Raw genomic sequence first — 12,482 nt, 5'->3', positions numbered from 1 at the left:
CCACTGCAAATGACGGACACGCTGATCAAGGTCGACCTGACCAAGCCGCCTACCGAGAACGAGATGATCCACAACCGCTGGCATCCGGACATTCCGATGGCCTGCTGGGTCAACCCGGGCGACGACTTCATTCTTGAAACCTTCGACTGGACCGGGGGCTTCATCAAGAACAACGACAGCGCCGACGACGTGCGCGACATTGACCTGAGCACCGTGCACTACCTCTCGGGCCCGGTGGGCGTGAAGGGCGCCGAGCCCGGCGACCTGCTGGTGGTCGACCTGCTCGACATCGGCGCCAAGCAGGACAGCCTTTGGGGCTTCAACGGATTTTTCTCGAAGAAGAATGGCGGCGGCTTCCTGACCGATCATTTTCCCGAAGCGCAGAAATCAATCTGGGACTTCAAGGGCATGTTCACCAGCTCGCGCCATGTGCCGGGTGTCAACTTTGCGGGCCTCATTCACCCCGGCCTGATCGGCTGCCTGCCCGACAAGCCCATGCTCGACATGTGGAACGAGCGCGAGGGCAAGCTCATTGCCACCGACCCTGACCGCGTGCCCGGCCTTGCCAACCCGCCGTTCGCCGGCACTGCCCACATGGGCAAGATGACAGGCGAGGCCCGCGCCAAGGCTGCGGCCGAAGGCGCGCGCACCGTGCCGCCTCGCGAGCACGGCGGCAACTGCGACATCAAGGACCTGTCGCGCGGCTCCAAGGTTTTCTTTCCCGTGTATGTGGATGGTGCCGGGCTCAGCGTGGGCGACCTGCACTTCAGCCAGGGCGATGGCGAGATCACCTTCTGCGGCGCTATTGAAATGGCGGGCTGGGTGCACATGAAGGTCACGCTCATCAAGGGCGGCATGGCCAAGTACGGCATCAAGAACCCGATCTTCAAGCCAAGCGTGATCACCCCGCAGTACAACGACTATCTCATCTTCGAGGGAATCTCGGTCGATGAGGCCGGCAAGCAGTACTACCTCGACGTGAACGTGGCCTACCGGCAGGCCTGCCTCAACGCGATCGAGTACCTGAAGAAGTTCGGCTACTCGGGTGCGCAGGCCTACTCGATCTTGGGCACCGCGCCCGTGCAGGGTCACATCAGCGGCGTGGTCGATGTGCCCAACTCTTGCGCCACGCTCTGGCTGCCCACGCAGATCTTCGATTTCGACATCAACCCGAACGCCTCAGGGCCAATGAAGATGATCGACGGCAGCATCGACATGCCGCTCTCGCACGACCTGGTCTGACGCACCCATGCCTACCTACGATTACGCCTGCGGCCAGTGCGGCGGTTTCGAGGCGCTGCGGCCTTCGGGCCAGCGCGACGAGCCCGCCGCTTGCCCTGACTGCGGATGCGCGTCGCCGCGCGTGCTTTCGGCCGCACCGCGGCTCGCACTGATGGCCTCGGGCACTCGCCGTGCCATGGAGACCAACGAGCGTGCGCGGCATGAGCCGGGCAGCTCGCGCGACTACGCGCGCTTCAAGCATCCGGCGGGCTGCGGATGCTGCTCGGGAGCGTCGCGGCGCAGCGCAACGTTGACGGCGCCCAGCGGTGCGAAGTCGGCGCCGTCGAAGCGGCCCTGGATGATTTCGCACTAGCCCGGATGCCGTTGCGGCAAAGCCTTGTTGCTTGCGACGCATTCGTGACCCCGGTCACCACACTGCCCACCAGTCAAGCAAGATGCTCCCGGCTCAAGCTCGAGAGATCTGCGCAACCGAGGAGACCGAGGGTTCGTTCGATGTCATCCCGGAACAGCTGGAGCACGCGCTGCGCACCTTGTTGACCCCCAACGGAAACACCATACAAGGGCGGTCGCCCGAGCATGACGCAGCGCGCGCCAAGCGCCAGCGCCTTCACCACGTCGCTTCCATCGGAAAATCCGCTGTCGATCAATACGGGAACGCGCGCTCCGACGGCTTCGATGATCTGTGGCAGAACGTCCATCGGAGAGACAAGGCTGTCCAGGTTTCGGCCTGCGTGGTTTGAAACAATGATGGCGTCGGCGCCGTTGTCCACTGCGATGAGTGCATCCGCGGCACTGAGGATGCCTTTGACCATCAATGGTTCTTTCCAGTGCTTGCGCAGCTCGCGCAGCTCTTGCCACGTGCTCCGGTCGTTCTTCGGGTTGGCGAAAGGCTTGGCTCCTTTGCTCTGACGCAAGCCTGCCTGGAATTCCTTGGGATAGTTCTCGTAGCGTGGCATGCCGTGCCGTCGCACGTGTGGAACCAGCACATCCAGAAACCATCCCGGATGGCGCGCCACGTCATAGGTATTGCGGGCCGTCATCCGGATCGGAACGCCAAAGCCGTTGCGGAGGTTGTAGGGCCGCAGCGGCAAGACGGGCGTGTCGACCGTAAGAATCAAGGCTTTGTAGCCGGCTTCGCGCACGCGCTCGACGAGCTGATACGACATGTTTCTGTCCGGCCACATATAAAGCTGAAACCAGAGCTCGGTATCGCCGGCAGCTTCCGCCACTCGTTCCATACTGGTGATTGAAGAGGTGGACAGCGTGAACGGAATTCCAGCCGCCTTGGCAGCGCGCGCCAAGGCGATCTCACCCTCGTACCAAAGCAGGCCGGCAGCCGCCGTCGGGCTGATTGCCAGCGGAGACTCCAGCGTTCGCCCGAAAAGCTCCACACGCTGATGTCGCTGCGATACGTCGCGCAGCACTCGCGGCACGAGCCGGATCCGGTCGAACGACGCACGGTTGTAGGTGCGGGCGTTTTCGTCGCCGGTGCCCCGGTCGACGTACTCGAAGAGCCCGTGCGGCAGGCGCTTGCGGGCCAGTTCGCGCATCTCTGCCGTGCTGTAGGCGGCCGCAAAGGCGGGCTTAGTCCACCTTGACATTGTTTGCCTCGATCACCTTCTTCCAGCGAGCAGCTTCCCTGATCTGGAAAGCGGTCGCTTCCGCGCCGTTGTTGGCTACCACCTCGAAGCCGAGCTCCGCCATTTGCCGCCCGAAGGCATCGGAAGTCAGAACTTTGAGGATCGCCTCGCTGAGCCGCTGCTTGATTGCTGACGGTAATCCTTTGGGTGCGGCAATGCCTTGCCACGAATACACGTCGTCGAGACCGTGGACGCCGGCCTGTGCCAACGTCATCGTTGCGGGGGTCATGCGGTCGCGCTTGTCACCGGTGATTGCAAGCAGGCGAAGCTGCCCTGACTTGGTGTACGGCGCCACGTTCCCCAGGTTCGATACCAGCACTTCAGCGTGTCCTGCCAGTGTGTCGCTGATGGCCGGCCCACCGCCTTTGTATGGAACGTGAACACCTTCTGTTCCGGCATTCTGCAGAAACAGCGCCAGCGTCAGATGCTCGCTCGATCCCGAGCCTGCCGTGGCGATGGGCGCTTTGCCTCCGCTGCTCTTGAGGTAGGTCAGGAGCTCCGGAATCGAATGCGCCGGCACCTTTGGGTTCACGACGATGGCGTTCGGCGTACGCACCGCGATTGTCAGCATGTCGAAGTCACGCTCGGGCAGGTAACCCAGGTTCTTGTACAGCCCCTGGTTGATGGCCAGTACTCCCAGCGCTCCAAGGAGAAGGGTGTAGCCGTCCGGCTTGGCGCGGGTCAATTGCACAGCGCCCAGGGCGCCATTGGCACCGGCCTTGTTTTCGACGACGACGCTTGTTCCCAGGACTTCCGCCAGCGGCTGGGAAATTCTGCGCGCGATGGCGTCGGAAGATCCGCCCGGCGCATAGGGAACGATGATCGTGATAGGACGCGAAGGGTAGTCGGACGCGAACGCCGGTGCAGCCAATGCCAATGCTGCCGTTGCGGCAGCGGCAAGCTTCTTTAGAGTGTTTTTCATATGTCTCCGAGAGATTGGAATAGTGCGCCGCTGCTTCCCCGGCAGCAGCGCTTCAACGTTGGCTGCGTGTTGCTGGGCGCCCCCCAGTCCGAGCCAATGAAGAAGAAGCGGATGCTATCGACGGGGTGGAGCAGGGTCCAATCCAATGACAGCATCCGCTGATGCAATGTTTGGATCGGAAAACAGCACTCGCCGCTTGACATGGCAGCGCTCGGTCCTGTCGGGATTGTTTCAATCTCGTGAACGCCGTGATTCGTTTTGCGGCGTTTTTTTATGGGTGTTCGGGATCAAACTTCTTCTCACCAACCAACCCATTAGGAGATTGAAATGAATGCCTCGAAGATCCTCGCTGCCGCTGCTCTCTCGCTCCTGGCTGCCGCCGGTGCGCAAGCAGAAACCTATGAAGGCGTGCTGACCGTGAACTCGGGCGTGTCGCGCTCCGAAGTCGCTCCGCAAGCCGTTGCCGCCGCTCGCGCCGGCAACCGATACAGCGAAGGCGCCAGCGCCGGCGCACAACCCTTCACCTCGACCGCCGACCGCTCGGTGATCCAGGCTGAAGCCGTTGCCAAGGCACATGACCCGCTGGCCAGCCTCGACCGCCGCGCGTTCTACCGCGACGAAGTGCCGCAAGCCTACAAGAAGCCCAGCGTGTCGTTCACGCGCCAAGCTGGCCTGTAAGCCGATCTTTCCTTGATCACTGCGATGATGAAGAACGGGCCCTCGATGGGGCCCGTTTTCCGTTGCTGTAGAAAGCCTGGGGGGCTAGATGCGTTGCGCGGCGTGCGTCACTCCCGCGTCAGCGCAAAGCCCTTTCGTATGCCGCCGGTAGCCGAAGGCGCCACCCACAGATCGAACTCGCCGGGTTCGACGGTCGGCTTCATGTCGCGGCCGATGAACTGCAGGTCTTCCGCGCCCAGCGTGAACTCGACCACCTTCGATGCGCCGGGCTCGATGCGCACCTTTTGAAAGTTCTTGAGTTCGCGCACGGGCCGCGTCACGCTCGCGGCGCGTTCGGCGGTATAGAGCTGCACCACCTCCTCGGCCTCGCGCTGGCCGGTGTTGGTTACCGTGGCACGCACGCGCAGGGTGCTGCCAATCGGCAGCCGGTCGCGGCTGAGTTCGATGCCGTCGTAGCGCACAGGTGCATAGCCGATGCCGTATCCGAAGGGGTAGAGCGCCTGGTTCGTGGTGTCCACGTAGCGGGTCTTGAAAGCCATGGCCTGGTCGTTGTCGGGCAACGGCCGGCCGGTGCGCTTCTGGCCATAGTAGAAGGGCACCTGCCCCGACGTTTGCGGAAAGCTCACCGGCAGCCGGCCCGATGGGTTGAAGTCACCGAACACTACGTCCGCAATGGCGGAGCCCGTCTGCACGCCCAGAAACCAGGTGACAAGAATCGCGTCGGCATTGCGCACCGCGCCCCGAAGCGCCATCGCACGGCCGTTGCTCAGCAATACGACAACGGGCTTGCCGGTTGCGGCCACTGCTTCGGCCAAGTCTTGCTGCGCCTGGGGTAGGCCGATGTCGGTGCGCGAACGGGCCTCGCCCGACATGAGCTGTCCTTCGCCGATGGCGAGCACCACCACGTCGGCGTCGCGCGCGGCGGCCACCGCGGCTTCGATGCCGCCCGCCAGCGGCGACTCGATGTTTGAGCCGCGCACCACGGTCAATGCTTTGGGGGCGTGCAGCGCCGCACGCAGGCCATCTTCAATGCCGACCGGGCCCGACTGCCCCGGGAACAGGCTCCAGGCGCCGAGCAGGTCTTGCGTGCCGGAGGCGAAGGGGCCGATCAGCGCGATCTTCTTGCCGGACTTGGGCAGCGGCAGCACTGCACGTTCGTTCTTCAGCATCACGATGGAACGGCGTGCGTCCTCGCGTGCCAGCGCAATGTGCGCGGGGTTTTCGGGCCGGGCCTGCGCGGGGGGACCGTGGAGCCCTCGAAAGGGCTGGTCGAACAGGCCGAGCTTCTGCTTGACCCACAGCACGCGGCGCACCGCGTCGTCCAGCCGGGCCGTCGGCACTTCGCCCGAGGCCACGAGTTCGGGCAGGTAGCGCATGTAGAGGCCGCTTTGCATGCTGACGTCGGTGCCGGCCAGGAACGACTGCTTGGCTGCTTCCCGCCCATTGGCGGCGTAGCCGTGGGCAATCAGTTCCTCGTCGGCGGTGTAGTCCGAAACCACGAAGCCCTTGAACTTCCACTCGTCGCGCAGCACGCCCGTCAGCAGCGCAGGGTTGGCGATCGAGGGGATGCCGGAGATTTCATTGAAGGCGCTCATTACCGAGAGCGCACCCGCGTCAAGCGCGGCGCGGAACGGCGGCAGGTACACCTGGCGCAGCGTGCGCTCGGAAATATCGGTGGCTGCGTAGTCGAGCCCGCCCTCGGCCGCACCATAGGCCGCAAAGTGCTTGGGCGTGGCCAGCAATGCATCGCCGCGCGAGAGGTCGCTGCCCTGAAAGCCGCGTACGCGTGCCGCCGCGAACAGGTTGGCCAGGTACACGTCTTCGCCCGCACCCTCGATGCCGCGGCCCCAGCGTGCATCGCGGGCAATGTCCACCATGGGCGCAAAGGTCCAGCGAAAGCCGTCGGCGCTGGCTTCCACCGCCGCCGCGCGGGCGGTGCGCTCGGCCAGTTCTGGCTCCCAGCTGGCGGCCTCTGCCAGGGGCATGGGGAAGATGGTGCGAAAGCCGTGGATCACGTCGGCGCCGTAGAGCAGCGGAATGCCCAGGCGCGATTCGCGCACGGCCACCTCTTGCAGGACGCGCTTGCGCTCCAGTCCCTGATTGTTGAACAGGCCTGTGAGCCGGCCGGCGCGCACGTCGTCGATCTCTTGCTGCGCATTGCGCTGGCCGGCCTGGGGGTTGCCGGGAATGTTTGTGTCGGCGGGGCCGTAAAGGCTGAGCTGGCCCACCTTCTCCTCGACCGTCATGCGGGCGACGAGCGAATCGATACGAGCGTCGACGCCTTGAGGCCCTACAGGGGTTGCAGGAGCTCTCTGTGAGACGGGAGTGACGGCGGAAACGGGAGAGAGAAAACAGGCCAAGCCCAGCAGGGCCGCCATGGCGGGGGTTCGAACGTGCATGAGCCGCCATTCTCACGCCAAAGCCTGACCGCACGGCACGGTCGGTCTTTGGAGCTGTTACACCCGGTTTAACAGCGGCTGTCCCTCGGCCCAGCGGCGCAGGTTGTCCAGGAAGATGGCGGCCACCCGCATTTCGTTGCCATCGGAGTGGCCCGCAGTGTGCGGCGTGACGATCACGTTGGGCATGTCCCACAGGGGCGAATCGACCGGCAGCGGCTCGTGTGCGAACACGTCGAGGTAGGCGCCGGCCAGTGCACCGCGCCGAAGAGCGTCGATGAGTGCGGGTTCTTTCACCACTTCGCCGCGCGCCACATTCACCAGGCGCGCGTCGGCCGGCAAGCGCGCGAGCGCAGCCGCATCGACGAGCCCGCGCGTGCGCTCGGTCAACGGGCAGCACAGCACCAGCCAGTCGGCCCGCGGCAGCACTTCGCCGATGCGCTCGTAGCTCACCGTTTCGGATGCCGGCGATTCGGCTGCGCCATCGGTGCTTCGAACGGCGACCACGTGCAGGCCCAGCGTCGCAAGCAGCGAGGCCAGGCTCTGGCCGATCGGGCCCCAGCCGACGATGACCGCGGTCTGCCCCGCAAGGTCGCGTGGGAGCCCGCTGCCCACGAGCGGTGCCCAGCTCCGGTTGCGCTGCGCCGCCAGCAGCTGCGGAAAGCAGCGCGCCAGCATCAGCACGCCGGCCAGCGCGGTCTGCACCACAACCCCGGCGTTGGCGCCGGATGACGTCGTCACGGCCACGCCGCGCGCAAGGAGTTCGCCATACACCGGCCGGTCGGCACCCGACGAGTGGGCATGCACCCATTTCAGCGAAGGCGCGCCGCGCAGCGCATCGTGAAAGCGTTGGGTGTGGGGCAGCACCGCATGCTTGGTCGAAAGGCCGGTGACGTCGCGCGAGACGAAGGCCACATCGGCATCGTCGCCAATGGTTGCCAGCACATACGGCTTGCCGCCGAGTGCCGCCTGCAGGCCATCGCCGGCATGGCGCGCAGCCTCGGGCGACATGAGAATGCGCAGCGGCTGCATCGGTGTCTTCACGTGCGTGGTTGGGTCACTCGGCCGTGGCGCCCGATTCGCGCACGATCAGCTTCCACTTCTCGTACTCGCGCCGCGTGAACTGGCCGAACTGCGCGGGTGTGCCTCCGACCGGGTCGGCACCCTCGCGCACCATCTGTGCGCTCAGCGAGGGCAGCGTGTCGTTGACGGCCTTGTTGAGCAGCGCAATCACGGGCTCGGGCGTGCCCTTGGGCGCGAAGAAGCCGAACCACGAACCCGCAGAAAAATCCGGAAAGCCTTTCTCGGCCACCGTGGGCACGTCGGGCAGCGAACGCGAGCGCTGCAGGCTGCTGACTGCAATGGCGCGCAGCTTGCCGCCCTTGATATGGGAGATGACCGAGGGAATGGTCGCGAACATGAACTGCACGCGGCCCGCGATCAGGTCGTTCAGTGCGTTGGCGCCCTTGTACGGTATGTGCAGTGTCTCGGCGCCGATGCGTTTGCTGAGCATGAAGCTCGACAGGTGCGAGGAGGTGCCCACGCCGGTGGAACCGTAGTTCAGCTTCCCGGGGTTGGCCTTCGCGTAGGCGATGAATTCTTCCATCGTCTTGGCGGGCACCTCGGGGTTCACGACCAGCACGTTGGGCACGTCGGCAATCTGCACCACCGGCACCAGGTCCGTGAGCGGGTCGTAGGGCAGGTTCTTGTAGAGCGTCTGGTTCACGGCCATCGGGCCCACCGAATTGACGATGAGCGCGTAGCCGTCCGCCGGTGCGCGCACCACGAATTCGGTGCCGATGTTGCCTCCACCGCCGGGCTTGTTGTCGATGACGAAGGGCTGCCCGAGCTTCTCGGACATCTGCTGCGTGACCGCACGCGCCAGTATGTCGGTGGTGCCGCCGGCGGTGAAGGCCACCACTACGCGAACCGGCTTGGAGGGGTACGCCGCTTGCGCTCCGGCACGGTGCGCCGTGACCAGGCCGCCGGCGAAAAAGGCGATGGCCGCGACGCTTGCGAGGCTGCGGCGCCGCAGGGCGAATGAATCGACGGATGATGAAAGCTTGTCTCGTGTCATTTTTGTTTCCTCTGATGGGATGTTGATGCGCTGGGTCTGTCAGTCGCGAAAGCCCGGGTCCATTCGGTCCAGCTTGCGCAGCAGCGCGGGCCATTCCATGAGCCCGTAGGGGCGGCGGGTGCCGGGCTGGTAGTTGTTCCACGTCTCTTCCAGGATGTGCTGCGGCACTTTCGTCAGAGGCGTGTTGCACGACATGGCACCGATCTGCGCGCGGCAGGCCAGCTCGAGCCGGTGCATCCAGTTGAAGGCCTCGCCCACGCTGCGGCCCACCACCAGCGCACCATGGTTGCGGAAGATCACGGCCTCGCCCTGGCCCAGGTCGGCCAGCAGCGAGGCCTGCTCCTCGGTGTTGAGCACCACGCCCTGGTAGTCGTGATAGCCGATCTTCAGAAAGCGCATGGCGGTCTGCGTGAGCGGCAGCAGGCCGCATCCGAGAGAGGAAACCGCCATCGACGCCCAGCTGTGCGTGTGGATCACGCAGGCCACGTCGGGCCGCGCGGCATGCACGGCGCTGTGGATCACGTAGCCGGCCTTGTTGATGCCGTAGCCCAGCTGGCCGAAGTCGGGCTTGGAGAGGATGTTGCCGTCCTGGTCGACCTTGATGAGGCTCGACGCGGTGATCTCCTCGTACATCATCCCGTAGGGGTTGATGAGAAAGGCGCCTTTCTCGCCCGGCACGTGCGACGAGATGTGATTGGCCATCATGTCCGACATGCCGTACAGATCGACAAGGCGATAGCAGGCCGCAAGGTCGATGCGGGCTTGCCATTCCGCCTCGGAGCAACGGCCCCTCATGGAGGGAATCTGGAGTACGCCGGGTGTGTTCATCGTGGTGTTTCCTTTCGGTGGCTTCGGTACAGAAGGAGCTCAGTCACCGCCCAGCTGCAGGCGGCTGGGCAGGCGTTTTTCAATCGCGAACTTCAGCAGTGCTGCCGAGCGGAAGATGCCGTGCGCGAACTTGCCGTAGGGCAGAGTCAGAAAAAGCGCCATGACCACGCCCAGGTGCACCGCGAGCAGCAGCGCCATGAAGGCGGTGTCGCGCCATGCAAGCAGCGCAAGGCCCGTCAGGCTGGTGAGCAGCAGCAGCGCGATGAAGCCGCGGTCCATCGGCCGCTGCGCAATGTCGCCGTGCGCGGCATTGCGCCGCAGGTTCATCCACAGCAGCCCGACCGGGCCGATCACCAGGCCGGTGCCGCCCGCGGTGCCCAGCAGCACCGGCAGGCTGGTGAGCGCGTAGGGCGCTTGCAGGCCGAGCAGGTAGTGGTACAGCGTTGCCACGCAGGTGGAGGCAAAGCACAGCATGAAGCCGTAGAAGGTGAAGTGGTGAAAGCGCCGCCGCCAGAGCGTGAAGCGGTCGTCCTCGTTGTTGCAGCCCTGCCCGTGGCCGCCGTCCAGGTACTTGAGTCGCAGCACGTCGTGCGCGGCCTCGGCGCTGGCTGCGGCGCGCACGCCGGCCACTTCGGCGGGCGCGCTTTCTTGAGCCGGCGACACCTCGCGCCAGAACCGGCGCGTGCCCAAGGCCAGCGCGAACACCACCCAGCCGAACACCGTGCCGAACACCAGCGCCAGGAAGTTGTGCGGAAAGATCGCATAGAAGTTGCCCGCAAGCGGCTCGTGCAGCAGCGATCCCGTCATCGCCACGGCCAGCACCAGAAACAGCGCGAGGCCGCCGGCCAGTGCGAGCGCTACGGTGAGGCCGGCCCTCTTGTAGAGCGCGCCCATCGCGGGCGGCCAGGCGTAGTCGTGATACGTCTGCATGCGCACCTGCGCCATGGCTTGCGGCACGTTCACCGCAAATTCGTGCGGCGGCGCATATTGGCATGCATGCAGGCAGGCGCCGCAGTTGTGGCACAGGTTGGCAAGGTAGTGCGTGTCGGCCTTGCCGAACTCGAGCCGCCGCGTCATCGCGGGAAACACGGCGCAAAAACCTTCGCAGTAGCGGCAGGCGTTGCAGATCTGCAGGATGCGCGCCACCTCGCCCTCGCTGGCATTCAAAGGAAGGGCGGGGCGAATCGGAATCACGCGCGGCGAGGCGCTGCCGATGCCGTCGGCATCCGCACGGGCACGCGCGACGAGATCAGTGAGCTGCTGCAAGGGTGGCCTCCGGGGAACTCTTCGAAAGGTTCTTTGCCGCGCGCGCAGCCTGGGTTCCAGCGATGCGGCCGAAGGCCGTGCCGATGCTCATGCCCACGCCGGCCGTGTAGCCCTTGCCCAGCACGTTGCCGGCCATCATTTCTCCGGCCACAAAGAGGTTGGGGCTGGGCCGGCCGCCGAAGCGCACGGCCGCGGTCTCGTCCACCTTGAGGCCGAGGTAGGTGAAGGTGATGCCGGGACGCACGGGGTAGGCGTAGAAGGGCGCGGTGTCGAGCGGGCGCGCCCAGTGCGTCTTGGCGGGCACGAGGCCTTCGGTGTGGCAGTCGTCCAGGGCCGTGTGGTCGAAACGGCCGACGCGGCAGGCGTCGTTGTAGTCCTGCACGGTGCGCACGAACGCGGCTTCGTCCAGGCCGATCTTCTGCGCGAGTTCGCCGAGCGTGTTTGCCTGCGTGCCGGTGAACACTGGCGGCATGAAGCGACCGACCGCCTTCTGGTCGATGACCGACCATGCGATCTGCCCCGGCTGCTGCGCCACGAGCCGGCCCCAGATCGCATAGCGCTTGGGCCAGAAATCTTCGCCCTCGTCGTAGAAGCGCTGCGCCTCCCGATTGACCACCACACCGAGCGAGACGCAGTCGATGCGGGTGCAGATGCCGCCGTCGTACAGCGGCGCGCGCGCATCGATGGCCACCATGTGGCCCTGCGACGGATCGCCGATGCTGTCGGCGCCGACTTCGATCATGTACTTGAGCAGCACGCCCTGGTTGAAGCGCGTGCCGCGGATCAGGAAATTGTCGGCCGGCCACTCGCCGCGCTCGTTCCGGCCCCAGGCCTCGCGCAGCCACTCGCGGTTCGACTCGAAGCCGCCCGCCGCCAGCACGCAGCTCTTCGCTTCGATGCGTTGGCCCGCCTCGGTGCGCACCGCCACGAAGCAGTCGCCGTCGAGCTCCACCGAGGCCACGGGCGTGTCGTAGCGGATCTGCACGCCCAGCCGTTCGGCGCTGCGGTAGTAGGCATTGACCAGCGCCTTGCCGCCACCCATGAAGAAGGCATTGGTGCGCGCCACGTGCAACGCGCCCGAAAGCGGCGGCTGAAAGTGCACGCCGTGGCTGCGCATCCAGTCGCGGCAGTTTGAAGAGGCGCGAATCACCAGGCGCGCCAGGTGTTCGTCAGTCAGGCCGTCGGTCACCTTGAGCAGGTCTTGCCAGTACTCCTCTTCAGGGTAGGCGTCGATCAGCACGTCCTGCGGTGCGTCGTGCATGCAGCGCAGGTTGCGGGTGTGCTGCGAATTGCCGCCGCGCCATTCCTTGGGCGAGGCTTCGAGCAGCAGCACCGAAGCGCCGGCCTCGCGCGCCATCAGGGCGGCGCACAGCGCGGCATTGCCTCCGCCGACAACCAGTACATCTATCACTCGTGGGTCTCCTTGATGCAGG

The 12,482-nt window shown here is 65.5% G+C and carries 11 protein-coding genes; 3 read left to right on the top strand and 8 right to left on the bottom strand.

Translation table 11 applies throughout. The features are described 5' to 3' along the window. Positions 1-9: 9 nt before the first annotated feature. Positions 10-1,242 (top strand): formamidase, encoded by a 1,233-nt coding sequence (gene fmdA, locus GOQ09_RS16195; RefSeq protein ID WP_157614442.1) that lies wholly within the window; start codon positions 10-12, stop codon positions 1,240-1,242. Between the two features lie 7 nt (positions 1,243-1,249). After that, positions 1,250-1,594: an FmdB family zinc ribbon protein gene (locus GOQ09_RS16190; RefSeq protein WP_157614441.1), complete on the top strand. Its 345-nt coding sequence runs from the start codon at positions 1,250-1,252 to the stop codon at positions 1,592-1,594. Positions 1,595-1,667: 73 nt separating this feature from the next. Here GOQ09_RS16190 and GOQ09_RS16185 read toward each other — a convergent pair whose 3' ends face one another. Further along, positions 1,668-2,792 carry an alpha-hydroxy acid oxidase gene (locus tag GOQ09_RS16185; protein ID WP_242630853.1) on the bottom strand — a complete coding sequence of 375 codons (1,125 nt, stop codon included), beginning with the start codon at positions 2,790-2,792 and terminating at the stop codon, positions 1,668-1,670. Positions 2,793-2,826: 34 nt separating this feature from the next. Beyond that, entirely contained in the window at positions 2,827-3,804 is a 978-nt protein-coding gene (locus GOQ09_RS16180; RefSeq protein WP_157614439.1) for a Bug family tripartite tricarboxylate transporter substrate binding protein, read from the bottom strand. Between the two features lie 327 nt (positions 3,805-4,131). Between GOQ09_RS16180 and GOQ09_RS16175 the strand changes: the two genes are divergently transcribed. Beyond that, entirely contained in the window at positions 4,132-4,482 is a 351-nt protein-coding gene (locus GOQ09_RS16175) for an alpha/beta hydrolase (protein ID WP_157614438.1), read from the top strand. Positions 4,483-4,589: 107 nt separating this feature from the next. Here GOQ09_RS16175 and GOQ09_RS16170 read toward each other — a convergent pair whose 3' ends face one another. Genes GOQ09_RS16170 through tcuA form a run of 6 tightly spaced genes read right to left on the bottom strand, consistent with a single transcriptional unit; the run spans position 4,590 to position 12,460 of the window. Then, positions 4,590-6,881 carry a glycoside hydrolase family 3 N-terminal domain-containing protein gene (locus tag GOQ09_RS16170; protein WP_157614437.1) on the bottom strand — a complete coding sequence of 764 codons (2,292 nt, stop codon included), beginning with the start codon at positions 6,879-6,881 and terminating at the stop codon, positions 4,590-4,592. A 57-nt stretch (positions 6,882-6,938) separates the two neighbouring features. Next, positions 6,939-7,910: a D-2-hydroxyacid dehydrogenase gene (locus GOQ09_RS16165; RefSeq protein WP_431769314.1), complete on the bottom strand. Its 972-nt coding sequence runs from the start codon at positions 7,908-7,910 to the stop codon at positions 6,939-6,941. Positions 7,911-7,935: 25 nt separating this feature from the next. Then, positions 7,936-8,955 (bottom strand): Bug family tripartite tricarboxylate transporter substrate binding protein, encoded by a 1,020-nt coding sequence (locus GOQ09_RS16160; RefSeq protein WP_157614436.1) that lies wholly within the window; start codon positions 8,953-8,955, stop codon positions 7,936-7,938. Positions 8,956-8,994: 39 nt separating this feature from the next. Then, on the bottom strand, positions 8,995-9,783 hold the full coding sequence (locus GOQ09_RS16155; protein ID WP_157614435.1) for a class II aldolase/adducin family protein: 789 nt from the start codon (positions 9,781-9,783) through the stop codon (positions 8,995-8,997). A gap of 39 nt (positions 9,784-9,822) precedes the next feature. Continuing rightward, positions 9,823-11,049, bottom strand: a complete 1,227-nt coding sequence (gene tcuB, locus GOQ09_RS16150) for a tricarballylate utilization 4Fe-4S protein TcuB (protein ID WP_157614434.1) — start codon at positions 11,047-11,049, stop codon at positions 9,823-9,825. After that, positions 11,033-12,460, bottom strand: a complete 1,428-nt coding sequence (tcuA, locus tag GOQ09_RS16145; RefSeq protein ID WP_157614433.1) for an FAD-dependent tricarballylate dehydrogenase TcuA — start codon at positions 12,458-12,460, stop codon at positions 11,033-11,035. Before tcuA ends, tcuB begins: the two co-directional genes overlap by 17 nt. Between the last annotated feature and the right edge of the window lie 22 nt (positions 12,461-12,482).

The sequence above is a fragment of the Variovorax paradoxus genome (assembly GCF_009755665.1).
GTDB lineage: Bacteria > Pseudomonadota > Gammaproteobacteria > Burkholderiales > Burkholderiaceae_C > Variovorax > Variovorax paradoxus_G.
This window is presented reverse-complemented; position numbering and strand designations above follow the sequence as displayed.

Excerpts from the sequence above, each read along its gene's own strand:
- fmdA (WP_157614442.1), top strand. The coding sequence starts at position 10 with ATGACGGACACGCTGATCAAGGTCGACCTGACCAAGCCGCCTACCGAG.
- GOQ09_RS16190 (WP_157614441.1), top strand. The coding sequence starts at position 1,250 with ATGCCTACCTACGATTACGCCTGCGGCCAGTGCGGCGGTTTCGAGGCG.
- GOQ09_RS16185 (WP_242630853.1), bottom strand. The coding sequence starts at position 2,792 with ATGCGCGAACTGGCCCGCAAGCGCCTGCCGCACGGGCTCTTCGAGTAC.
- GOQ09_RS16180 (WP_157614439.1), bottom strand. The coding sequence starts at position 3,804 with ATGAAAAACACTCTAAAGAAGCTTGCCGCTGCCGCAACGGCAGCATTG.
- GOQ09_RS16175 (WP_157614438.1), top strand. The coding sequence starts at position 4,132 with ATGAATGCCTCGAAGATCCTCGCTGCCGCTGCTCTCTCGCTCCTGGCT.
- GOQ09_RS16170 (WP_157614437.1), bottom strand. The coding sequence starts at position 6,881 with ATGCACGTTCGAACCCCCGCCATGGCGGCCCTGCTGGGCTTGGCCTGT.
- GOQ09_RS16165 (WP_431769314.1), bottom strand. The coding sequence starts at position 7,910 with ATGCAGCCGCTGCGCATTCTCATGTCGCCCGAGGCTGCGCGCCATGCC.
- GOQ09_RS16160 (WP_157614436.1), bottom strand. The coding sequence starts at position 8,955 with ATGACACGAGACAAGCTTTCATCATCCGTCGATTCATTCGCCCTGCGG.
- GOQ09_RS16155 (WP_157614435.1), bottom strand. The coding sequence starts at position 9,783 with ATGAACACACCCGGCGTACTCCAGATTCCCTCCATGAGGGGCCGTTGC.